Origin of the sequence: Dyella sp. A6 (assembly GCF_036320485.1) — a bacterium.
In the GTDB taxonomy this organism is placed as follows: domain Bacteria; phylum Pseudomonadota; class Gammaproteobacteria; order Xanthomonadales; family Rhodanobacteraceae; genus Rhodanobacter_A; species Rhodanobacter_A aluminiiresistens.
In genome coordinates this window covers 3,600,793-3,622,576 of record NZ_CP132911.1, presented here as the reverse complement: position 1 = coordinate 3,622,576, position 21,784 = coordinate 3,600,793, and the positions used below count along the sequence as shown (strand labels likewise).

Here is a 21,784-nt window from a genome sequence, read left to right as displayed (position 1 = left end):
CGCACGGATGGTGCATCAAGCCTGTCGCAGGTGCTGCGATCCGGGCCATTGCGATCCGTGCCGTCGGGCGGAGTGTCCCGCCATGTTCCTCAAAGCCGCGTCAGCGTGCCAGTATGGAAGGACTGCTGTCACATGCGTCGTCAAAGGGGAATGGAGCATGAGGATACGGAACAGGGCGGTGCCGGTCGTCGCGCGCGCGACGAAAAAGGGTTCGCGGCCGGGATGGTCGGGCCTGCTGGCGATGGTGATCGGGCTCTGCATGCTGCGCGTCGCTGCTGCCGCCACGCTGAATCCGGCGGTGTTGCCGACCGTGCAGGCCGCCACCTTCGAGGTGGTCGAGGCCAAGCCGCTGCACGATCCGCTGACCTACGAAAAGCCGTTGCCGATGGACCTGCTGCCGTATCAGCAGCGCACCGACAAGTACTACTCCATCGGTACCGCCTTCGCGCTCGGCCACAACCGTTATGTCACCGCCGGCCACGTGCTGCTGGCAGGGCTGGGCGGCCTGTGGGGGGCGCCCGAACTGCGTGACAGCGCGGGCCACGTCTATGCGATCGACAAGATCGAGAAGTTCGACCTGCGCCGCGATTTCGTGGTGTTCTCGCTGGCCACCCAGCCACCCGGCGCGGCGGCGCTGCCGGTGGACGTGAAGCCGGCGCTCAACCAGGTGGTCTACGCGGTCGGCAACGCGCTGGGTACCGGGGTGGTGATCCGCGACGGCCTGTACACCTCCAATACGCCGGAGCCACTGGACGGGCGCTGGAAATGGATGCGCTTCTCGGCGGCGGCCTCGCCCGGCAACAGCGGCGGCCCGCTGCTGGACCACAGCGGCAAGGTGATCGGCGTGGTGCTGATGAAGTCGGCCAACGAGAACCTCAACTACGCGCTGCCGATCGGCGAGGTGCTGAACGCGCCGCCGCACAAGGCCGTGATCGATACCCTGACGAGCTACCAGCTCGATGTGCTGGATTCGGTGCACAGCAGCCGGTTCAAGGCCACGTTCGCCTTGCCGCTGAGCTATGCCGGTTTCAGCGCCGCCTTCCAGAAGCTGGGCGACGCGAACAGCGATGCGCAGCTGAAGGCTTTGCTTTCCGATGCGGCACCGCACCTGTTCCCGCAGGGCGACGGTTCGCGCCAGCTGCTTTACGGCCAGCCGTGGCTGACGGACTTTCCGTCGCTGATCGCCCGCAACAGCAATGGCATCTGGGGACGCGCGGGCCAGCAGGCACGCAGCATCACGCTGGCGGACAACGGCTATATCGCGGTCGGCCACATGGGGCACACGGCACTGTTCCACCTGCGCCGTCCGGATAGCCTGCCGGCTGGTCCGTTCTATGCCGATCTGGGCGTAGCGATGACGCAGATGGCCAAGGCCGGCCTGTTCCATCGCACGATCGGTCCCGAACGGATCAAGATCACCTCGCTCGGCAAGCCGTATGACGAGTCGACCTATACCGATCGCTGGCAGCGGCACTGGAAGATGGCCGAATGGTCGCTGCCGTTTGCCGACGTCCGCATGCTGGTGATGGCGCTGCCGGTACCGGACGGCTACGTGATGCTGGCGCGCAGCCTGCCGCCGGGTCACGCGCACGACAACCGGCTGGACCTGAAGACCCTGACCGACTTCGTCTATGTGGATTACGAGGGCACGCTGGCGCAGTGGAAGGATTTCCTGGCGCAGAAGGCACTGCTTCCGGACGCGTTCCGCAACATCCACATCGACTTCGATTACGGCCACCGCTTCAGCTATTCCTCGCAGCGCCTGGCGTTCTCGTTCACGCCGGCGGTACAGAAGATCGAGCCGGACAGCCTGCTAACGCTGGGCTTCAGCTACTTCGAGGACCATGGCCGGCCGGTGTGGGATGTCGGTGCGGTACGGGTGTGGAAGAACCGCGACCCGAACGACATGAACCGGGTCACCGTCCAGCGCTTCATGCAGCCGCCGGCCGATCTCGACGACAGCTTCCAGAGCCAGTGGCGCGAAGTGTCCCGCCGCGAGCATCCCTATGACGGGGTGGCGCGCGACGACGACGATGTGATGAAGATCAACGCCGTGGTCGCGCAGCCGGGCGTGGCGTCGCCCACCGTGCTGTATTCCGTGTTCTACGGTATCGAGGGTCGCCATCCGCAGGCCTTCATGAAAGCCAGGCTGGCGCGGTTGACGAAAAACATGCGGGTGAGCGAGCACTGAGAGCGTGCGCCGGTTCACGCGATGGCAACCGGCGATCTGGCCTGATGGAACGCTGCCGACCGACCGATGACAGGGAGACGAGTGGAACAACGGATGCAGGCGAAGCCGGGTTTTGCCGCCGGTGAAAGCGATGACATGCGGCTGACCATGGCCGATGGCCTGGCGTTGTACGTGCGCGACTGGCCGCTGGCGGATGCCCGTGGCGCGGTGTTGCTGGTGCATGGGCTGGGCGAACACAGCGGTCGCTACCAGGCACTGGCCGACTGGTTCCGCCGGCACGGTTACGCGGTGCGCGGCTACGACCATCGGGGCCATGGCCGTTCGCCGGGTGCGCGTGGTGCGCTGACCCATGACGACGACCTGTTGAGCGACTTGGCCACGGTCTATCGGCACTATGCCGACGCGGCGGCGCATGCGCCGCTGCTGCTCGGTCACAGCATGGGCGGGCTGGTGGCGTTGCGCACGGTACTCGACGGGCGTCTGTCGACACCCGCGCTGGTGCTGTCGTCGCCCGCGCTGCGCGCGCATTCGCCCCGGTGGTTGCAGCGGCTGGCGCACGGGCTGGCCCGCGTTGTGCCCAACCTGCCCCTGCACAACGGCCTGCCGGCATCCGCCACCTCGCATGATCCCGCCGTGGTGGGCGCGTACCAGATGGATGCGCTGCGCACGGCACGGATCACGCCGCGGCTGGCGGATTTCATCTTTCGCGCCGGTCCGGCGTGCATTGCCGATGCCGGCCACCTGGACGTGCCGACCCTGCTGCTGGCAGCCGGCAGCGACAAGCTGGTCGACCCTTCCGGCAGCCGTGCCTTTGCCGCCGGCGCGCGCGCGACCGGGCGCCTCACCGCGCGCTTTTTCGACACGCTGTACCACGAACTGTTCAATGAGGCGGAGCCGGGACGCAGCCAGGTGCTGAAGCAACTGGACGACTGGCTGTCGCAGACCCGGCTCTAGCGAGGGGCGCTTCGGCCTTGGCTCAGGCGCCGGCGGTTTCGCGTCCCTCGCGCAGCTGTTCGGCCATGCGCGCGAAGCTGGCCGCCGTGGCCTCGTCCTCGGGCACGAAGAAGAACGCCACGGCGCCGTCGGCCTTGCCGTCGCGCAGCGGCAGGCGATTCGAGTGCACGCGCATTTCGCCGTGGCCTGGGTGGTGGAAGTGTGCGGTCCAGGCGCGCAGCGGGGCGACTTCGCGACGTTCCCACAGCCTCACGAACAGCGGGCTGGCCTCGGTGAGCGCCTCGATTAGGACATCGAAGCGCGGATCGTCCGGATGCGAGGCATGGTTCATGCGGAACACGCCGAGCAGGTTCAGCATGCCCGGTTCGTAGCACGGGGCATACAGCTCCAGGCGTTCCGGGTTGGTGAACGCGTTCCACAGATGGTTGCGGGCGAAGCGGCCCTGGCCGGCCTCGAACCGGTAGAGCTGGTCTGCCATGGCGTTGTAGGCAAGTACGTCGAACAGCGGATCGACGACGAAGGCCGGGGCCTGGTATAGGTCGAGCAGCCCCTGCAGCGAGGGCGGCAGTTCGATGCGCCGGGTCACCGGTTCGGCGTGCGGCAGGTTGGCCAGGTGGAACAGGTAGGCTTCGTCGGTGGGCGTCAGCTGCAACGCTTGGGCGATCCGCGTCATCGCCGCGGCGGACACGTTGATGGCGCGTCCCTGTTCCAGCCACGTGTACCAGGTGACGCCGACCCCGGCCAGCACCGCGACTTCCTCGCGCCGAAGTCCGGGCGTGAGCCGGCGCTGCCCGCGCGGCAGACCGGCCGCCTCGGGCGACACGGCGGCACGGCGCGCGCGCAGGAACGCTTTCAGTTCGGTACGTTGCCGGGATGACGGCATACGGGTGGTGGTGTGAGTACCAGAAGTCGGAATTGTCTGCCTATGGTAACGCGTCGCGTTTAATCTTGAGATCCCCAACGATCCAACGGATGTCCCGGCCCATCCAGCATGGATGGCCCCGATAGGCCGGGACATCCCGCGGTTGCGTGCAATGCGCAGCCCAGTCGCCCGAGAAAATCCCCCGCAACGCATGAACCGGATGGCCTGTCCGGCACCTCGTTCGTAACGTCGCGGCTCCCTCCAACGTCCCTGTGTTGTAACGATCCCAAGGAGACCGACATGTCGTTATTGCTGACTGATCATGAAGTATCGGCGACCGATGCGCTGACCGATTTCGTCGTGCATGCGCAGTTGATGCTCGACCCGGTCACTCCCGAGACGGTTCGCCGCGAAGCCGAACCTCGTCTGCTGTCGCTGTTGCCGGTGATGCAGGCGATGGGCGTGTTCGAGCTGTTCACGATCCGCGATCCGGCGCTGGCCGCGCTGGTCAACGACGAACTGGCGACCCGCCAGGCGTGATGTGGCCGGCCGGTCACTGCGGTGATGCCGGCGCCGAGCGTGTCCGGAAAGCTCCGGGCAGGCATGCCGGCGCCGGTTTCCCGGGGTTTTGCCGTGTGGGCCGTCAGATTTTGCCAAGGCAAACACTGCCGGAAATATATTTGCCTTGACAATTATACTTCCGGCAATAGAATGCACGGCCATGAACCCGTCTTCCGCCTCAACTGACGCTCCCAAGGAAAGCCTGGGCATCCTGCTCGGGCTGGTCCGCACCGAACTGGTGCGCGCGATGGAGGCACAGATCGCGGCCAAGGGCATGGACCTGCGCTACATCCAGTTCATCATCCTCAAGCGACTGGCGGTACTGGGTCCGATGACCGCGACCGAGCTGGCCCGGTCGGTGGAGCTGGACGGCGGTGCGATGACACGTCAGCTCGACCAGTTGGAGAGCAAGGGCTATCTGCGTCGCTGCCCGCATGAACAGGACCGTCGCGCGCTGCGCATCGAGCTGACTGCCGAAGGCAACGCCTTGTGGCAGGAGTTGACCAGTTGCAACGACCGCGTGCTGGCTGCGGCGCAACGCTCGCTGAGCGATGCCGAGCGCAAGCGCCTGCACACCTATCTCGAGCGCGTGCTAAGCGCACTGCGCGACAAAGACTGAAACCGTTTCCACCCCCTACCCCGAGACTGAAACTCATGCGTCTGCATCTACCCGTGGCAGCCGTCGGATTGACCCTCGCCCTGGCCGGTTGCGCCTCGAGCGGAGGGCTGCATCCGCAGGGCGCGCCGATCGATCCGTCTTCGCTGGCGACCCAGCAAAGCCTGGCGCAGGTGTCGGCGTCCGAAGCCAGCTGGCCACAGACCGACTGGTGGGTCGGGCTGGGCGACGCGCAGCTCGACGCGCTGATGACCGAAGCGCTGAAGAACAATCCCAGCCTGGTTGTGGCCGATGCGCGTGTGCGCGCGGCCCAGGCCGCGGCGGGCGTCACCCATGCTGACCTGCTGCCGCGCGTGAATGCCGGCGCCAGCGTGGCCGGCGCGCGTCTGCCGGCCAGCGTGCCGGCGCTCGGCAACGGCCACTTCGGCCTGGCCAAGTACGCCTACGCCAGCTTCAGCTGGAATCCCGATCTGTGGGGCGGCCGTCGTGCTGCCTGGCAGGCGGCGGTGGGCGAGGCCCGTGCGGCCGAAGTGGAAGCGCATGCAGCCCGGATCGAACTGTCCGGCAACCTGGCACGCGCCTATGTGCAGCTGGGTTACGCCTACAATCAGCACGATGTGGCGAAGGCCGAGCTGCAACGTGCCCGCCTGGCCCGCAAGCTGACCCGACAACGGGTGGATGCCGGCATCGACAACCGGATCCAGCTGGAGCAGTCGAACGCCGAAGTGGCGACCGCGAAGCAGCAGCTGGCGCAGGCCGGCAACGCCATCGACGCGGCGCGCAATGCGCTGGCCGCCCTGCTCGGCAAGGGGCCGGACCGCGGGCTGAAGATCGCCCGGCCGCAGCTGCTGCCGCCGTCGAAGCTGGCGGTGCCGGCTGACCTGCCGGCCAACCTGATCGGCCATCGCGCCGACCTGGTCGCCGCACGCTGGCGGGTGGAGGCGGCGGGCAAGGACATCAAGGCCGCCAAGGCCGAGTTCCTACCCAACCTGGGTCTGTCCGCGCTGGCCGGTGTGATCGGTTTCGGTGGCGGCAACATCCTCGATCTGCCATCGCGCTTCTATACCGTGGCGCCGGCGCTCAGCCTGCCGATCTTCGACGGTGGCCGGCTGCGCAACAACCTGCGCGGCAAGGACGCGCAGTACGACCTAGCCGTGGCGCAGTACAACCAGGCGCTGGTCGGTGCCGTCAACGAAGTGGCCGATGACGTCGACGCGCTGCGCTCGCTACGGCAGCAGGTCGCCGCCGAAGCACAGGCGCTGGCCGCCGCGCGCGAGGCCTGGACCCTGGCCGAGCAGCGCTACAAGGCCGGCGTGGGCAGCTATCTCGAAGCCCTGACCGTGCGCCAGCAGCTGCTCGCCGCCGAGCAGCGCATGGCCGCGCTCAAGGCCCAGCAGTCCGACCAGTCCGTGCAGCTGATCCAGGCCCTGGGCGGCGGCTACACCCCCGGCAACGGGCAGGTGCCGCCGGCCACGGCCCACGCATCCGCGCACACATCTTCTTCTACCGATAATCGTTCCTGAGGCAGCCCCCATGTCCAGCCAGATGTCCCCCACGGCCGATAGTGCGGCCGCCCAGCCGCCGAAGAACAACCGGCGCGGCTTCCTGTTGCGCCTGCTCGGCGTGATCGTTCTGCTCGGCCTGATCGGCTGGGCACTGTGGTATTTCCTTGATGGTCGCTGGTACCAGGCCACCGACGACGCCTATGTGGGCGGCAACGTGGTGCAGATCACCCCGCAGATCCCGGGTACCGTCGTCAGCATCGGTGCCGACGATGGCGACCTGGTGAAGCAGGGCGACATGCTGGTCACCCTGGACAAGGCCGACGCCGACGTGGCGCTGGCCGAGGCCAGGGCCAACCTTGCCGCTACCGTGCGCAAGGTGCGTGGCCTGTACAGCAGCGTGAACGGCGCGCAGGCCATCGTGGCGGCGCGCAAGGTGGCGGTGCAGAAGGCACAGTCCGACTACAACCGCCGCGTGGCGCTGGCCAAGTCCGGTGCGATCTCGACCGAGGAACTGGCCCACGTCCGCGACGAGCTGATCGCCGCGCAGAGCGCGCTGGTTACCGCGGAGCAGGACTACCAGACCAACAAGGTGCTGGTGGACGATACCGTGGTCGCGTCGCAGCCCGACGTGCAGGCCGCGGCGGCGAAGTACCGCGCTGCCTATCTCGACGACGTGCGTACCACGCTGGTGGCACCGGTGACCGGTTACGTGGCCAAGCGCTCGGTGCAGCTGGGCCAGCGTGTGGCGCCGGGTACGCCGCTGATGGCGGTGGTGCCGCTGCATCAGGTGTGGATCGACGCCAACTTCAAGGAAACCCAGCTCACCCACATGCGCATCGGCCAGCCGGTGGAGATCACCTCAGACGTGTACGGCAGCTCGGTGGAATACAAGGGCAAGGTGGAAAGCCTGGGTGTGGGCACGGGCAGCGCGTTCTCGCTGCTGCCGGCGCAGAACGCCACCGGCAACTGGATCAAGATCGTGCAGCGCATTCCGGTGCGCGTGGTGTTCACCGACCCGGCACAGCTGGACAAGCACCCGCTGCGCATCGGCATGTCGCTGAACGTGGAAGTGAACCTGCATGACCAGAGTGGTCCGATGCTGTCCCAGCAGCCGCCGACCAAGCCGGCCTTCAGCACCGACGTCTACCAGCGTCAGCTGGCCCATGCGAACACGCAGATCGCGCAGATCATTCACGCCAACATGGCTGGCAGCAAGAGCAAGTGAGGCAAGGGCGCCCGGTTCCTATGGCCCGGGCGCCTTCCCCAGCGCATGAGCAGCCACTTCCGCCCGCCCAATCTCGCACTGACCACGATCGGCCTCTCGCTGGCGACGTTCATGCGGGTGCTGGACACCACCATCGCCAACGTGTCGTTGCCGACCATTGCCGGCAACCTCGGCGTGAGCGTGTCGCAAAGCACCTGGGTGGTGACCTCGTTCGCGGTGTGCATGGCGATCTCGCTGCCGCTGACCGGTTTCCTGACCCGGCGCTTCGGCGAGGTGAAGCTGTTCGTGTGGTGCACGCTGCTGTTCGTGCTGTCGTCGTTCCTGTGCGGACTGGCGCAGAACATGGGCATGCTGCTGCTGTTCCGCGCGGTGCAGGGTGCGGTGGCCGGGCCGATGTACCCGGTCACCCAGAGCCTGCTGATCGCGGTGTATCCACCGGCCAAGCGGGGCATGGCGCTGGCGCTGCTTGCGATGGTGACGGTGGTGGCGCCGATCGCCGGACCGATCCTCGGTGGCTGGATCACCGACGACTATTCCTGGCGCTGGATCTTCTTCATCAATGTGCCGGTAGGTGTATTCGCCGCGATGGTCGCGTTCAACCAGTTGCGCGAAAAACTGGAGCGGATCGAGCGCCCGCGCATGGACTACATGGGCCTGGTGGCGCTGGTGGTCGGCGTGGGGGCATTGCAGGTGGTGCTCGACAAGGGCAACGACGACGACTGGTTCCACTCGCACCTGATCGTGGTGCTGAGCGTGGTGTCGGCGATCGCGCTGGCGGTTTTCCTGATCTGGGAGCTGACCGACGAGGACCCGATCGTCGACCTGCGCCTGTTCCGCCATCGCAATTTCACCGCGGGCACGCTGGTCATGGTGTTCTCCTATTCGGCGTTCTTTGCGATCGGCCTGCTGATGCCGCTGTGGCTGCAGCGCAACCTGCACTTCACCGCGATCTGGGCCGGCTTCGCCACCGCGCCGATCGGCGTGCTGCCGGTGCTGCTCACCTTTTTCGTGGGCAAGTACGCGCATCGCTTCGACCTGCGCATGCTGGCCGCTGCCGCGTTCGTGGTGATGGGCGTGACGTGTTTCATGCGTGCGGATTTCGACATGCAGATCGATTTCATGCATGTGGCGATGGTGCAGTTCTGGCAGGGACTGGGCGTGGCGCTGTTCTTCATGCCCACGCTGACCATCCTGCTGTCGGACCTGCAGCCGCACGAGATTGCCGCCGGCTCCGGCCTGTCGACGTTCCTGCGCACGCTGGGCGGCAGCTTCGCGGCGTCGATCACCACCTTCGCGTGGGACCGTCGCGCGGTGCTGCATCACGCCCGCCTGGCCGAACAGATCAACCCGTACAACCCGCTGCTGCAGCCGCGCCTGGAAAGCCTGGCACCGGCGCAGCGGCTACGATCGCTGGCACTGCTCGACCGCTCGATCGGCCAGCAGGGCTTCCAGATCGCGTTCAACGAAATCTTCCATGTCCTTGGCTGGATCTTCATCGGCCTGATTGCCGTGCTGTGGCTGGCACGGCCGCCGTTCATGGCGCACAAGCGCGCCGTCGCGGCCGCAGAAGCCGATTGACGATCGCCCTGCCCCCTTCCCTGTGAGCGTTCAACCATGAGCACCCATTTCCGTCCACCGAATCTCGCGCTGACCACCATCGGTCTGTCGCTGGCGACCTTCATGCAGGTGCTGGATACCACCATCGCCAACGTGTCGTTGCCGACCATCGCCGGCAACCTGGGCGTGAGCAACGACCAGAGCACCTGGGTGATCACCTCGTTCGCGGTAAGCAACGCGATCGCCCTGCCCCTGACCGGCTTCCTGACACGTCGCTTCGGCGAGGTGAAGCTGTTCGTGTGGGCCACGCTGCTGTTCTCGCTGACCTCGTTCCTGTGCGGTATTTCGCAGACCATGGGCATGCTGCTGCTGTTCCGTACCCTGCAGGGCGCAGTGGCCGGGCCGATGTACCCGATCACCCAGAGCCTGCTGATCGGCACGTATCCGTCCGAGAAGCGCGGCATGGCACTGGCGCTGCTGTCGATGGTGACGGTGGTGGCGCCGATCGCCGGACCGATCCTGGGCGGCTGGATCACCGACAACTATTCGTGGCCGTGGATCTTCTTCATCAACGTGCCGATCGGCATCTTCGCCAGCATGGTGGTGGCCAACCAGTTGCGCGGCAAGCTGGAAACGCTGACCCGTCCGCGCGTGGACTACGTGGGCCTGATCACCCTGGTGCTCGGCGTGGGCACCTTGCAGGTGGTGCTGGACAAGGGCAACGACGCCGACTGGTTCCATTCCAGCTTCATCATCATCATGAGCGTGGTGTCGGCGATTTCGCTGGCGGTGTTCCTGATCTGGGAGCTGACCGACAAGGACCCGATCGTGGACCTGCGGCTGTTCCGTCACCGCAATTTCAGTGCGGGCACGCTGGCGCTGGTGCTGGCCTATGCGGCGTTCTTCTCGATCGGTCTGCTGGTGCCGCTGTGGCTGCAGCAGAACGTGGGCTACACCTCGACCTGGGCCGGTTTCGCCAGCGCGCCGCTGGGCGTGATTCCGGTGCTGTTGACCTTCTTCGTGGGCAAGTACGCCACCCGAATGGACCTGCGCCTGCTGGCGTCGGCCGCGTTCCTGGTGATGGGCGGCACCTGCTTCATGCGTTCCGACTTCTACCTGGGCATCGACTTCTACCACGTGGCCATGGTGCAGCTGTGGCAGGGCCTGGGCGTGGCGCTGTTCTTCATGCCGGTGCTGACCATCCTGCTGTCGGACCTGCAGCAGAACGAGATCGCATCGGGCTCGGGCGTGGCCACCTTCCTGCGTACGCTGGGCGGCAGTTTCGCGGCCTCCATCACCACCTTCATGTGGACGCGTCGCGCGGTGGATCACCACGCACAGCTGGCCGAGCACATCACACCCTACAACCCTATCGCGCAGAGCGCCATGCAGCACCTTGGCCATGGCAACCCGCAATTGGGCGGCAGCATCATCAACGGCATGATCACCCAGCAGAGCTTCCAGATTTCGTTCAACGAGATCTTCCACGCACTGGGCTGGATCTTCATCGGCCTGATCGTGGTGATCTGGCTGGCCAAGCCGCCGTTCGTGGCCAAGGGTGGCCCTGCCGCCAGCGGCGGACACTGAGCAGACCTTGGCATGAACGGGAAGCGCAGGACGTCGGCCGGCGATATCGCCTGGGCCGGCTTCCTGCGTGACGAGGGCCTGGCCTGGCTGTTCGTGGCGAAGAATCTGTTTGCCGGCCTGCTCGCGCTGTGGCTGGCGCTGCGCTTCGACCTGCCGCAGCCCTACACGGCCATGCTCACGGTTTTCGTGGTGATGCGGCCACAGTCCGGCGTGGTGCTGGCCAAGAGCTTCTACCGCGCGCTGGGTACGCTGGCCGGCGCCCTGGCCACCCTGCTGCTGTACGCCGTGGTGCCGCAGCAACGCGTGCTGTTCCTGCTGGGCCTGGCGCTGTGGGTCAGTGCGTGCACCTTCGGCGCGGCGCGCTACCGAAACTTCGCGTCCTATGCCTTCGTGCTGTCCGGCTACACCGCCTGCATCATCGGCCTGCCCGCGGTGGATGCGCCCGGCGGCATTTTCCAGGACGCGGTGGCGCGCGTATCGGAAGTGATGCTGGGGATCCTGTGCGCCGGTGTGGTGAGCGACGTGGTTTTCCCACGCCGCCTGCGTGATGTGCTGGTGCAGAGCGTGCGTGCGCGCTTCGCCACGTTTACCCGCTACAGCCACGACGCGCTGACGGGGGCCTACGATCATGCCCGCATCGAGACGCGCTGGCGTGATTTCGTGATGGAGGCGATCGGGCTGGAGGCGCAGCGCAGCTCGACGATCTTCGAAAACCCGCAGACCCGCGCCCGCAGTGCGATGGTGGAGCGCCTGAACCTGGAGTTCATGGATGCAAACACGCGGCTGCTGCGGCTGCACCACTGGATGTATCGCCTGCGTCTGCGTCGCGACAACGGTGATCCGGGTGCGGCCGCGGTGGTGGCACCGGTGGAGACGCTGTACCAGCCACTGGCTGCAATTCTGGCGGTGGAGCTTGGATCGCACACCGGCGAGCATGCGCGGACGATGGCACAGCGGTTGACCCATTTCGTGGCCACCTTGCCCGGCCACGCGGCCAGCTTGCGCCAGGGTCAGGACGATGTCGCTGCAGCAGGCCTGGATGTGGCGCTGGAACTGCTGGAGGACTATGCCCGTGCGATGCATCGCTATGCATCGACCTACGCGGCCTTGCGTCTTGCACCGCTCACGGGCGCGCCGCGGATGAGCGGCGACCGTAGACACCGCTTCGTACCGCACACCGATACCGTGGTCGACCTTGTGGCCGGCCTGCGTGCGGGGCTGGCCCTGCTGGTCGGTGCTGCAATCTGGATTCTTACCGCCTGGCCGAGCGGCCTGGACATGGTGATCCTTGCGACCGTGTTCGTGGCGCTGTTCGGTTCCAGCCCGAATCCGGTGGCCTCGTTACGCTACCTGGTCACGGGTTTCTCGATCGCGGCCGTGTGCGTGGTGTTCTGCGACACGGTGCTGCTGCCGCAGGCCGACGGCTTCACGATGCTGTGCTGCGCGCAGGTGCCGTTCCTGATGGTGGGCAGCTACATGCTGACGCGTCCCGCCTTGGCCTCGGTCGGTGCGGGGTTCAACATCATTTTCGTGGATGCCATGGGTGTGCAGTCCACCCAGGTCTACGATTGGGCGGGTCTGTTGAATGGCGTGCTGGCAGACCTGTCCTGCGTGCTGCTTGCGCTGGTGCTGCTATCCACGATCATGCCGGCGGGCGGTTACTGGCTGCGCACCCGCATGTTGCTGCGGCTGCGAGGTTATGCGGTGGCCGCCTGCAGCGCACCGCTGGCTGGGCAGCGTGCGCGTTTCGAGACGGCACCGCGCGACCTGCTGCAGAAGTTGCTGACCCAGCCCGGGGCCACGCCCGAGACTGCTGCGCAGACCGTGCGCTGGGCGCAGCTGGTCATGAATGTGGGGCGTGGCGTGCTCGATCTGCGTGAGCGGATGCGTGTCGTTGCATTACCGCCGGCATTGCATGTGGTGCTGGATGATCTGGTGCTGCCGGGACTCGCACAGCTGTTCCGCACGCCGGGAACGGACGCGCATCGAAAGGCTCTGGCCGCGCTCGACGAAGCCGTGCGACTGGCCGTTGCCGATGCCCCGTCCGGGCGCCGTCCGCTGCTGGTGCAGCTGCATCTGCTGCGCAGCCAGCTGCGCGACGCGGCCTATACGCTGGGCGGTGCCCAGCGGCCGTCGGCCTGAGAGCGGCGACGGCCGATGCACCGGGTCAGATATTGAAGGCGATGCCGACCAGCGCCATCGTCTCGCCGCGGTTCGGTTCGTGGATGCCGCCGTTGGAGATGTGCCGGATCTCGACGCTCCAGTGTTTCATCTCCCAGCCCAGCGTGCTGACGAATTCGTAGCTGCTGCTGAGCGCCTGGGTGCGGCCGCTGTGGTACGCCGGCTGGAAGCTGAAGAACAGCGGCCGGTACCACGCATTCGCATCGCGGAAGCGCAGCCGTGCACCTGCGGCAACCAGCCAGACGTCGTCGCCGGTGGTGTAGCGCGAGTCACGGTAGCGCACCACGTCGCGGCCTTCGACCCAGCCGGCGGTGATGTCGGGCGACAGGGTGAAGCGGCTGTCACCGAGCGGATGTTCGGCGAACACGCTTTCGATGAAGGCGGCATTGGTGCCGTGGGTGTCCATGTAGCTGCGACCGGCCTGTACTTCGATGCGGGTCGATGCGACGGCGGGCAGGGTGGTTACGGAAAGCAGTGCAAGAAGGGTGAGTTTGAGTGAGCGCGTGTGGCTGCGCATGGTGTTGCCCCTGTTGGTCCATATTGTACTTAGTAGTTTACTAAATACGGCAAGCACCGGCGTATCGACATAAGGCGTATATGCGCAACGCAGTGTTGCGCTGTACGCACGATGGCTGGGGTGATTCCCGCAGGCGCAGACATACGCCGGGCTGCGTGCCGGACACGTGAGCACGGGCCCGGGCGGCGTCGTCGAGACGATGACGCTCGTCGGGGCGCTGAAGGGCGGCGGGTGCCGCCGGGGTCAGGATGCTGCGGCGCGCGCGGCTAGATTGTTCGCGGTGATCGCTGCGGCAGCTGCCGGTGCGGTCGACACGGAGCGATCGCTGGCGCTGGCCTGCATCTGCACCCGCCACTCCAGCCATTCGGCCAGTACCAGCAGGGTCCAGATCGCGCGGGCATGGTCGTTCCTGCGCGAGGCATGTTCGTCCAGCAGTTCGAGCGCGGTCTCGACGCGCACGCCTGCCTCGGCGAGTGCCGGGGCCGACAGGCGTGCTTTCGCCCAGTCATGCAGGGGGCCGCGCAGCCAGGTGGCAAGCGGTACCGAGAGCCCGCGCTTACGGCGGTGGGTCACCGAGCGCGGCAGGTAGAGCCGGCCGTAGTCCTTGAGGAAGGCCTTGGTGGTCAGCCCGCGCACGCGTGCCCGTGCCGGCAGGCCCGCGGCAAACTCGATCACCGTCGAATCGAGGAAGGGTGCGCGGATCTCCACGCCATGCAGCATGCCGCCCCGGTCGGCCTTGGCCAGCAGGGCCTCGGGCAGGGAGTGGGTGAAATCGAATTGCTGCACGGTGTCCAGCAGGGTGCCGGCCGCAGCAGTGTCGTTGGTCCACACCGGCGGTTCGATGCCGAGCTTGCGCAGCCAGTCCGGTGCGATGTGCGAGGTCCACAGCCGGTGTCGCGATAGGCCGTCCAGCTCCTGCCCGCTGATGAAGCGCTTGAGCAGGAACGAGAGCGTGACCTTGCGGTCGCTGGGCGGCAGGCGTTCGATCAGGTGGCGCAGCCCGGCGCGCAGTCCTGCCGGCAGGTGTGCGTAGCGGCCGGCGAACTGGGCACCCAGATAGGTGGGATAGCCGCCGAACAATTCGTCGGCGCCTTCGCCGGCCAACACCACGCGGACGTCCTGCGAGGCGCGGCGGGTCACCTGCGCCAGCGGGATCCAGGCGGGGTCGGCCAGCGGCTCGCCGGTGCTCGTGATCAGTTCGCGCAGGGTCGTCGGCACGTCGTCCGCGGAAACGGTGACCGGCACGAACGGGCAGCCCAGGCGTTCGGCGGTACGCTCGGCATCGCTGCCCTCGTCGTACGAGGCCTCGGCGAAGCGGATGCAGTAGGCCGGCAAGGTCCGCGCCGGGCGCAGGCTGCGTGCGATCGCGGCGATCAAGGCGGAGTCCAGTCCGCCGCTCAGCAGCACGCCGAAGTCCACGTCGACCTCGCTCTGCCGATGCACGGCCTCGCGCATGACATGGTCGAACGAGCGCGGCGCGGGCGTGGTGGCCGTGGCCGGGCGCTGGGGAAACTGCCAGTAGCGGACGTGGCGCGTTTCCTCCGGCTCGAACACGATCATTTCGCCCGGACATACCTTGTGGTGACCGGCCAGAAAACTGTGCGGTGCCGGGCAATAGCCGGACTGCAGGTACTGCGCTATGGCTTCGTGGTCGAGTGGCGCGGCCGGGTCCGCCAGCGCGGCCAGCTCGGATGCGAAACGGATCGTGGAACCATCGACGTTGTAATACAGGTGGCGTTCGCCGGCCCGGTCGCGGGCCAGGATCAGCCGCTGCCGGCGCGTGTCCCACAGCGCCAGCGCGAACACGCCCTGCAGGTGTTCGACGAAGGACAGGCCTTTTTCCAGATACAGCGGCGCGATCACGGCGACGTCGGTGCTGAACGGCACTTCATGCCCGCACTGGGCAAGGAAGCGGCGCAGCTCGCGATGGTTGTCGATCTCGCCGTTGCAGGCCACCAGGATGCCGTCGGAAAGCTCGATCAGCGGGGGCTGCATTTCCTCCACGCCGCGGATCGCCAACCGGTTCACGGCCATCGCCGCCGTGCCGCGCACGCTCAGTGCATCACCGTGCGGGCCGCGATGCGCCAGCTGCCGGAGCATCTGCTGCGCAGCCTGCTCCAGCGCAGCTGCGTCGTGGTCTGTAGTCCGGGTGACGATGCCGCAGATTCCGCACATGACGACGTTTGATCCTCGATTAGGGTGTTGCGGCTCAGCGGCCGGCCAGGAACAGCGCACCGCGGCGCCAGCGGTCGGGAAGACTAGCGATGTGCAGTCCGCAGGCGGAGACGGCGCCTTCGATCACCGCGGGACGCAGCGTCGGATCGAGCACCAGCATCATCGGGCCGTGCGTGCGCACCAGCTGGCACAGTCGCGCCGCCGCCTGCGGCTTGTGCCAGGCCACGCCGTAGATCGGCTTGCCGAGGTACAGGTGCAGCCCCCACGGCGTGCGTTCCTCGATGGCGTAGTCCTGCGCGGTGTCCTGCACGAAGGTGATCGCGCCATAGGCGTGGCCCTTGCCCAGTGCGGCCAGCTGGCCGGCGGTCGCGCGATCGTCGGTCGGCAGGTGGACGAACCAGGCCAGGCTGGCCTTGATCGCCAGCAGCGCGACAAACCACAGGCCCAGCACCCAGCGCTGGCGCGTGCTGCGCAGGTCGACGTGATCGCGCAGGGCGCGGGCCAGCAGCAGGCTCAGCGGCACGAACAGCGGCAGGATGTACAGCGGCAGGCGCGACTGCACCAGGCAGAACACCAGCAACGGCAGCAGCAGCCACAGCAGCAGGAAGCGCCCGGGACTGTCGCGACGGGCACGTACCTCGCGCCATGCATCGGCCAGCGCGCTGCGTGCCTTGCGCCCCAGCAGCATCGGCCACCACGGCAGCGAGCCGATAACCAGCGTCGGCACGTAGGCCACGATCCAGCCGAACGGCCCCGGGTGACGCCGCTGCACGGCGGTGAACATGCGGTCGTAGACCTCGCGGTGCAGGAAGTAGTGCAGCAACCACGGATAGCGCTGCATGGCCAGCACGTACCAGGCACCGCCGACGACCAGGAACACGGCCAGGCCGACCGGGTGGAAGTAGCGACCGAGTCCGCGCCAGCCGTCCCGGCGCTGGATGAAGGGCAGCACGCCCAGCAACGGAATCAGCCCCGGCGGTCCCTTGGTCAGGAAGGCCAGGCCGAAACCGCACCACATCAGCACGATCCAGTGCAGCGGCGGTTTCGTTTCCGCACCGAACGCGGCGCGCACGAAACCCAGCATGGCCAGTGCCTCGAACAGCGCCAGGAAGGCGTCGGTACTGACACCATTGGCGGCAAGGAATGGCAATGGCGCCAGCGCATAGACCAGCGCCGGCAGCCATGGTCGGTCGGGCACCAGCGTGCGACCCATGCCGTACAGCAGCAGCAGGGTGGCGACGAAGGCCAGCGCATAGGGCGTGCGCGCCGCCCAGGTGTTGCGGCCGAAGACCTTCAGCGAGCTGGCGATCAGCCAGTAGGTCACCGGCGGCTTGGAGAAGTTCAGGCGCTCGGGGCTGTAGGCCGGGGCCAGCCAGTTGCCCGAGTCGAGCATCTGCACGGCACCATCCACGTAGCGGCCCTCGTCCGGACTCCACAGTCCGCGCGAGCCCTGGAAGGCGAAGCCGAGCACCAGGCCGAGCAGCAGCAGCGCCAGCAGCGTCCGTCGCGATCGGGTGGCGGAAGCCTGCGCGCGGGTCTTGGCGTCAAAAGGGTCAGGCATGTAGGAGGATCCTGGCAAAGACACGGAGGCACGCACTCAGCGACGGTTGCCGCGACGACGCAGCAGTTGCAGGTTGCGCAGAAAGATCAGCAGGGTGGTCGCTTCGCCGACGATGAAGACCGGCTCGCGGCGGTGGATGGCGTAGGCCAGCAGGATCGCGCCGCCGGCCACGCTGAAGTACCAGAAGACAGTCGGCACCACGCTGCGGCCGCGCGCTTCGCTGTACAGCCACTGCACCACGAAGCGTGCGCCGAAGAGCGCCTGCGCGAGAAAGCCCGCGCCAATCCAGCAGGCATCGATCTGGGCGGGTGTCAGCATGAGCTGCCCTCCGCTGCCGTCTCCCGCGCCTCGCGGCGGCGCAACTGCAGGTTGCGCAGGTAGATCAGCATGCCGCCGCTCTGCGCGGTGATGAAAACCGGGTCGCGCAGATGGATCGCATAGCCCAGCAGCAAGGCGGCACCAATGATGCTGACGTACCAGAACAGCATGGGAATCGCGCTTTGACCGCGGCGCTCGCTGTACACCCACTGCAGTACGAAGCGGGAGGAAAACACCGCCTGTCCGATGGCGCCAAGCAGCAGCCAGCCGTGTGACTGCAGGGCGAGCATCGCCTGGCTCAGCATATCGGTCATGCCGCCCCCCGCGCGTAACGCGCCAGCACCTGCACCTGCTTGCGCAGCGAATGGTTCGTCGTGCCGGGCAGCTCGGCATGGATCCGCAGGCCTGGACCACTTGCGGCACCCATCGGCAGAATGCGTTTGCCCTGAAGACTCATCGTCTGTCTCCTTCAGTGGCTGTCGATGATGGTGCGGATCAACGCCTGCACCTGCTTGCGTCGGCCCTGGTCGGCCAGTGGCCGGTCGGGACGCGGCGGTGCGGCCAGCGCCTTGTTGAGCGCCGCGAGCGCGGCGGCTTTGTCGCCGTTGCGATAAAGAAAATCCCCATAGAAATAGTTGGCATCGATGCCGTTCGGATCGATCCGCAGCCCCCGCTGCAGCATAACGCGCGCCCTGGTTTCGTTGCCGAACCCCAAAGGCCACCCCGGAACCCGATCATATAGGGTGCCGAGGGTCGTGTAGATAGCGCCGTGCATGGTCGCGGGGTCGATCTGCTGTGCCTGCAGCAGCAGATCGCGTGCGCGCTTGGCCATCGACAGGCCGTCCAGTCCGCCATGCATGGTGGCGTGCGTGCTCAGGATGATCGCCAGCCACACCTTCGGTCGTGCGCGCTGCGGGTATTGCCTGATCAATGCAGCGGTGCGGCTTTCGAGTGCCGCATACGCCGCATCGCGCTGGTTCCTGGGCAGCTGGTAGGTGATGTGCGCCCACTGGTGTGCGATGGACAACAGTTCCGCATCAGGCGCGGTCGCGGGTGTGCCGGCGACGGCCGGCCAGGCGACCAGCCCGAGCAGCAGCAACAGCACGTGGACCGGGCGCCATATCCTCATGTCAGCAGGTTCCGTGCAGGCCGGCGTCGTCGATCGCGTGGAAGATGGCGCCGTAGAGTTCGTAGAAGCGCCCGGCGGCATTGATCAATGCCTGGCGGTCACTTTCGTCATCGATCCGGTTCACCAGATCCCGGTAGAAACCTACGTGTGCCAGATCCCGTACGGCGTGCGAGCTCAGGTAGCGCAGCGCGGTCCTGGGCAGGTTCAGCGCGCGCTGGATCGCACCGGCGGCCAGCATGGACAGCGCGGCACTGGCGCTTTCCAGCACGAACACCATGCCCAGGAATCCGACCGGATTGCCGCGCTGGATGGTGTCGTGCGCATACGCCATCATCATCTCAGTGGCGGGCAGCGGCGTGGACTGGCGCGCCGCTGCGGCGTCACCGCCGGCTTCGGCGATGTCGTCGAGAATCCACTGCTCATGGCTGCTCTCCGCCGCGATGTACCCCGCGACGGCCGGCTGCATCCAGCGCAGGCGTTCGGGCAACTGATGGCGCATCTCCATCACCCGCGGCACGGTATGGCGCACGTGGTGATACACCTGCTGCAGAAACAGCAGGTACTCGGCGCGCGCGACGTCGCCACCGAGCGTGCGGCGGATGATCGGGATCGACAGCAGTGTCTCGCGCGCCGCCGCGGTCTCAAGAACCAGGCGTTCGTGGGTCGACAATGACGGACCGGGACGCGTCAACGACCGTCCCGCTGCCGCGCGGAATGACGCGCGATGCTGCCGCGGTTCGCACGGCAACGCCTGCGGTACCGGCTCGATGTCGGGGGCGCTGTCGGAAGTCGGAGCGAAGTGAACCATCACGCATGGATCGGGAAAGTCGTGCCTTTCCTAGGCGATATCCGTGCCAACCCGGCAACTGCATGATTCTGCGCGAAAACCTGCGATGCGAAGGGTGCGGCGGGGCCATACCATCCTTGCAGTGCGCAAGAATGGTCTGCACAAATCGTAGGAAATCGGTGGTCCGGGACGCGCCGGGTAGATGCGGTTCAGTGCGTCGGCGCCGCGGGGCAGCCGTCGTCGAAGGCCGGGCTGTCTGCGGGCAGCGTCAGCCACAGCGCGACATGCACGCCCGGCTTCACGAAGCAGCTGGCGATGTAGCCGATCGCCCCTGGCGTGGATGCAACGAAGCGCACCACGGCCTGTTGCGAGGCGAGTACGTACGGTGGGCTCACGCCCTGGAAGTACTGGCGGTTCCAGTAATTCTGCAGCAGGTTGTCCGGCATGCGGATCAGGCTGTGCGTGAAAGCCTCGCGCAGCGGCGAGGCGGGCGGCAGGTTGACCGGAATCAGCCGGTGGCCGCCATCGTCGACGAAGATCTTCTTCAGGTAGATGTCGCGCAGGGCGTCGCGGTTCAGCGCCATTTTGGGTGCGGTGGCGCCGACGATCACCGCTATGCGCACGGGCGCGCCGGCCTGCGCAAGGCTGGCGACGCAGGTTGCCAGCAACCAGGTCAGGGCGAGCAGCAGGTGGCGATCCCGCAGCCGCATCTCAGAACAGCACCGCCACCGAGGCGAGCCAGCCGGTGGGCGCCAGCTCCAGGTTGTGGTTCCCGCTGCGGTGTTCCAGCTTGAGCACGATGCCCGGGATCGGACGGTAGTTGAGGCCCAGCGTGCGAATGGTGCTGGTCTGTTCCAGGACCGCGCTGCTGTAGCGTTCGTAGCGGCCGACCAGATACAGGCGCTGGCGCAACGGCACCTCCAATTCGACAAAGCCGCCCTTGTCGCCGGACCGTCCGGTGGTGCCCCCGCTGCGGCGGATGGCCTCGCCGGTCAGGTCCAGCCAGCGACCGTTCCAGTTGAAATCGAGGCCGGCGAGACGGTAGTGCTGCCGCGGCTGCTGCAGTTCGTAGTCCAGTACCGACATGCCGATGCCGAGCCGGTCGCCGAGCAGGTGGTAGAGCAGCCGCCCGCCCAGCGCGCGCCGGAAATTGTTGCGCACGGTGCCGTCGGCGCCGAATGCGCTGTATGCACGGTCCTGGTCCTGGCCGACGCCCAGGTCGGTGCTGTCGTCGCCGTAGACCCAGTAATCGAGATCGTTGCCGTGTACCGGCACGGTGCCGTACATCATCGCGCCGGCGGCGTGGCGCGCGAACGCGGCGGAGGTGGTCAGCGGACGCGAAACCGTCCAGGTCAGCGGGTCGGCGTGGATCAGGTTCCACTCGCCGAACGGGGTGAGGAACTTGCCGAAGCGGAAGCTGACCGACTGGCTCGCGTGGTAGTCGAGATACAGGCGCTCGACGTCCAGTTCGGAATCCGACGACGTGGCGTGACCCGCCGACAAGTCGACCGTGTTGCCGGCGTCCAGTTCGCCGAAAAGCTGCCAGCGCGTACCGAGGTCCTTGGTCGCGAACAGGCTGATGTCGCGCACGCTGTAGGTGGCGCGCTGGTCCTGGATGTCGTAGTAGTGCAGGTCGGCATAGCCGCCGATGCGCAAGCCCTGCTGCGGAAAGTACAGACCCTGGCCCAGCGTGTAGGGGGCCATCTGCCAGCTGTCCTGGGTTGCCTGCGAACGCGGCGCGAAACCCAGCCACAGGCATGTGACCAGCGCGACCAGCGCGCCGTGGCGAATCACCCGGTTGTGAAGTGGCCTGCTCATGGGGAGATGCCTGGGGAAGCGGAAGGGAGGCGAGTACAGCCGCATCGATGCGTGATCGCGCAATGCCGTGACCGGGGGCCGGCGGCCTGGCACGACGCGGCGGATTCTGCGCCATAACGGCGTTGCCGCGCAAAGCCGCGGTCCGGTGCGCTTGCCGCCGGCGGTCCGGCTCGGCCACACTCGCGCCAGTACGATGGGCGGCTAGGCTGGCCGTCTGCCCAACGGACCTTTCATGATCAT

20 protein-coding genes are annotated in these 21,784 nt (G+C 66.9%); 9 read left to right on the top strand and 11 right to left on the bottom strand.

Annotated features, from left to right (window positions below):
- Positions 1 to 157: 157 nt before the first annotated feature.
- The gene (locus RA164_RS16165) at positions 158 to 2,191 is read left to right on the top strand and encodes a S1 family peptidase (RefSeq protein WP_329741867.1); all 2,034 of its coding nucleotides are present in this window, start codon (positions 158 to 160) and stop codon (positions 2,189 to 2,191) included.
- 93 nt (positions 2,192 to 2,284) lie between these two features.
- Entirely contained in the window at positions 2,285 to 3,145 is an 861-nt protein-coding gene (locus tag RA164_RS16160) for an alpha/beta hydrolase (RefSeq protein WP_329741866.1), read from the top strand.
- 22 nt (positions 3,146 to 3,167) lie between these two features.
- Here the strand turns inward: RA164_RS16160 and RA164_RS16155 are convergent, their stop codons facing one another.
- Positions 3,168 to 4,028, bottom strand: a complete 861-nt coding sequence (locus RA164_RS16155) for a helix-turn-helix transcriptional regulator (protein WP_329741865.1) — start codon at positions 4,026 to 4,028, stop codon at positions 3,168 to 3,170.
- A gap of 279 nt (positions 4,029 to 4,307) precedes the next feature.
- Between RA164_RS16155 and RA164_RS16150 the strand changes: the two genes are divergently transcribed.
- From RA164_RS16150 to RA164_RS16120, 7 genes are all read left to right on the top strand, one after another.
- A complete protein-coding gene (locus RA164_RS16150; protein WP_329741864.1) occupies positions 4,308 to 4,547 on the top strand; it encodes a hypothetical protein in 240 nt (79 codons plus the stop codon).
- A gap of 181 nt (positions 4,548 to 4,728) precedes the next feature.
- Positions 4,729 to 5,187 (top strand): MarR family winged helix-turn-helix transcriptional regulator, encoded by a 459-nt coding sequence (locus RA164_RS16145; protein ID WP_329741863.1) that lies wholly within the window; start codon positions 4,729 to 4,731, stop codon positions 5,185 to 5,187.
- A gap of 35 nt (positions 5,188 to 5,222) precedes the next feature.
- Entirely contained in the window at positions 5,223 to 6,707 is a 1,485-nt protein-coding gene (locus RA164_RS16140; RefSeq protein WP_329741862.1) for an efflux transporter outer membrane subunit, read from the top strand.
- 10 nt (positions 6,708 to 6,717) lie between these two features.
- A complete protein-coding gene (locus RA164_RS16135) occupies positions 6,718 to 7,914 on the top strand; it encodes an HlyD family secretion protein (protein WP_329741861.1) in 1,197 nt (398 codons plus the stop codon).
- Between the two features lie 45 nt (positions 7,915 to 7,959).
- The gene (locus tag RA164_RS16130; protein WP_329741860.1) at positions 7,960 to 9,492 is read left to right on the top strand and encodes a DHA2 family efflux MFS transporter permease subunit; all 1,533 of its coding nucleotides are present in this window, start codon (positions 7,960 to 7,962) and stop codon (positions 9,490 to 9,492) included.
- Positions 9,493 to 9,528: 36 nt separating this feature from the next.
- The gene (locus tag RA164_RS16125; protein ID WP_329741859.1) at positions 9,529 to 11,058 is read left to right on the top strand and encodes a DHA2 family efflux MFS transporter permease subunit; all 1,530 of its coding nucleotides are present in this window, start codon (positions 9,529 to 9,531) and stop codon (positions 11,056 to 11,058) included.
- A 12-nt stretch (positions 11,059 to 11,070) separates the two neighbouring features.
- Positions 11,071 to 13,200: an FUSC family protein gene (locus RA164_RS16120; RefSeq protein ID WP_329741858.1), complete on the top strand. Its 2,130-nt coding sequence runs from the start codon at positions 11,071 to 11,073 to the stop codon at positions 13,198 to 13,200.
- 25 nt (positions 13,201 to 13,225) lie between these two features.
- Here the strand turns inward: RA164_RS16120 and RA164_RS16115 are convergent, their stop codons facing one another.
- The 10 genes from RA164_RS16115 to RA164_RS16070 form a co-directional block, all read right to left on the bottom strand.
- Positions 13,226 to 13,756 carry an acyloxyacyl hydrolase gene (locus tag RA164_RS16115; protein ID WP_329741857.1) on the bottom strand — a complete coding sequence of 177 codons (531 nt, stop codon included), beginning with the start codon at positions 13,754 to 13,756 and terminating at the stop codon, positions 13,226 to 13,228.
- Positions 13,757 to 13,999: 243 nt separating this feature from the next.
- Positions 14,000 to 15,931: an asparagine synthase (glutamine-hydrolyzing) gene (gene asnB / locus RA164_RS16110; protein WP_329741856.1), complete on the bottom strand. Its 1,932-nt coding sequence runs from the start codon at positions 15,929 to 15,931 to the stop codon at positions 14,000 to 14,002.
- A 34-nt stretch (positions 15,932 to 15,965) separates the two neighbouring features.
- The gene (locus tag RA164_RS16105) at positions 15,966 to 17,492 is read right to left on the bottom strand and encodes an ArnT family glycosyltransferase (protein ID WP_329741855.1); all 1,527 of its coding nucleotides are present in this window, start codon (positions 17,490 to 17,492) and stop codon (positions 15,966 to 15,968) included.
- 36 nt (positions 17,493 to 17,528) lie between these two features.
- On the bottom strand, positions 17,529 to 17,810 hold the full coding sequence (locus RA164_RS16100) for a lipid-A-disaccharide synthase N-terminal domain-containing protein (RefSeq protein WP_329741854.1): 282 nt from the start codon (positions 17,808 to 17,810) through the stop codon (positions 17,529 to 17,531).
- Positions 17,804 to 18,124 carry a lipid-A-disaccharide synthase N-terminal domain-containing protein gene (locus RA164_RS16095; protein WP_329741853.1) on the bottom strand — a complete coding sequence of 107 codons (321 nt, stop codon included), beginning with the start codon at positions 18,122 to 18,124 and terminating at the stop codon, positions 17,804 to 17,806. Before RA164_RS16095 ends, RA164_RS16100 begins: the two co-directional genes overlap by 7 nt.
- The gene (locus tag RA164_RS16090) at positions 18,121 to 18,267 is read right to left on the bottom strand and encodes a hypothetical protein (protein WP_329741852.1); all 147 of its coding nucleotides are present in this window, start codon (positions 18,265 to 18,267) and stop codon (positions 18,121 to 18,123) included. The genes RA164_RS16095 and RA164_RS16090 overlap by 4 nt, the downstream gene beginning before the upstream one ends.
- 12 nt (positions 18,268 to 18,279) lie before the next feature.
- A complete protein-coding gene (locus tag RA164_RS16085; RefSeq protein ID WP_329741851.1) occupies positions 18,280 to 18,939 on the bottom strand; it encodes a tetratricopeptide repeat protein in 660 nt (219 codons plus the stop codon).
- 1 nt (position 18,940) lies between these two features.
- Positions 18,941 to 19,747 carry an iron-containing redox enzyme family protein gene (locus tag RA164_RS16080; RefSeq protein ID WP_329741850.1) on the bottom strand — a complete coding sequence of 269 codons (807 nt, stop codon included), beginning with the start codon at positions 19,745 to 19,747 and terminating at the stop codon, positions 18,941 to 18,943.
- Positions 19,748 to 19,935: 188 nt separating this feature from the next.
- On the bottom strand, positions 19,936 to 20,436 hold the full coding sequence (locus RA164_RS16075) for a type 2 periplasmic-binding domain-containing protein (RefSeq protein ID WP_329741849.1): 501 nt from the start codon (positions 20,434 to 20,436) through the stop codon (positions 19,936 to 19,938).
- 1 nt (position 20,437) lies between these two features.
- On the bottom strand, positions 20,438 to 21,544 hold the full coding sequence (locus tag RA164_RS16070) for a porin (protein WP_329741848.1): 1,107 nt from the start codon (positions 21,542 to 21,544) through the stop codon (positions 20,438 to 20,440).
- Between the last annotated feature and the right edge of the window lie 240 nt (positions 21,545 to 21,784).

Coding starts and splice junctions, on each gene's coding strand:
- RA164_RS16155 (WP_329741865.1), bottom strand. CDS start 4,028: ATGCCGTCATCCCGGCAACGTACCGAACTGAAAGCGTTCCTGCGCGCG.
- asnB (WP_329741856.1), bottom strand. CDS start 15,931: ATGTGCGGAATCTGCGGCATCGTCACCCGGACTACAGACCACGACGCA.
- RA164_RS16090 (WP_329741852.1), bottom strand. CDS start 18,267: ATGAGTCTTCAGGGCAAACGCATTCTGCCGATGGGTGCCGCAAGTGGT.
- RA164_RS16075 (WP_329741849.1), bottom strand. CDS start 20,436: ATGCGGCTGCGGGATCGCCACCTGCTGCTCGCCCTGACCTGGTTGCTG.
- RA164_RS16145 (WP_329741863.1), top strand. CDS start 4,729: ATGAACCCGTCTTCCGCCTCAACTGACGCTCCCAAGGAAAGCCTGGGC.
- RA164_RS16160 (WP_329741866.1), top strand. CDS start 2,285: ATGCAGGCGAAGCCGGGTTTTGCCGCCGGTGAAAGCGATGACATGCGG.
- RA164_RS16080 (WP_329741850.1), bottom strand. CDS start 19,747: ATGGTTCACTTCGCTCCGACTTCCGACAGCGCCCCCGACATCGAGCCG.
- RA164_RS16120 (WP_329741858.1), top strand. CDS start 11,071: ATGAACGGGAAGCGCAGGACGTCGGCCGGCGATATCGCCTGGGCCGGC.
- RA164_RS16115 (WP_329741857.1), bottom strand. CDS start 13,756: ATGCGCAGCCACACGCGCTCACTCAAACTCACCCTTCTTGCACTGCTT.
- RA164_RS16085 (WP_329741851.1), bottom strand. CDS start 18,939: ATGAGGATATGGCGCCCGGTCCACGTGCTGTTGCTGCTGCTCGGGCTG.
- RA164_RS16165 (WP_329741867.1), top strand. CDS start 158: ATGAGGATACGGAACAGGGCGGTGCCGGTCGTCGCGCGCGCGACGAAA.
- RA164_RS16100 (WP_329741854.1), bottom strand. CDS start 17,810: ATGCTGACACCCGCCCAGATCGATGCCTGCTGGATTGGCGCGGGCTTT.
- RA164_RS16150 (WP_329741864.1), top strand. CDS start 4,308: ATGTCGTTATTGCTGACTGATCATGAAGTATCGGCGACCGATGCGCTG.
- RA164_RS16125 (WP_329741859.1), top strand. CDS start 9,529: ATGAGCACCCATTTCCGTCCACCGAATCTCGCGCTGACCACCATCGGT.
- RA164_RS16095 (WP_329741853.1), bottom strand. CDS start 18,124: ATGACCGATATGCTGAGCCAGGCGATGCTCGCCCTGCAGTCACACGGC.
- RA164_RS16105 (WP_329741855.1), bottom strand. CDS start 17,492: ATGCCTGACCCTTTTGACGCCAAGACCCGCGCGCAGGCTTCCGCCACC.
- RA164_RS16140 (WP_329741862.1), top strand. CDS start 5,223: ATGCGTCTGCATCTACCCGTGGCAGCCGTCGGATTGACCCTCGCCCTG.
- RA164_RS16070 (WP_329741848.1), bottom strand. CDS start 21,544: ATGAGCAGGCCACTTCACAACCGGGTGATTCGCCACGGCGCGCTGGTC.
- RA164_RS16130 (WP_329741860.1), top strand. CDS start 7,960: ATGAGCAGCCACTTCCGCCCGCCCAATCTCGCACTGACCACGATCGGC.
- RA164_RS16135 (WP_329741861.1), top strand. CDS start 6,718: ATGTCCAGCCAGATGTCCCCCACGGCCGATAGTGCGGCCGCCCAGCCG.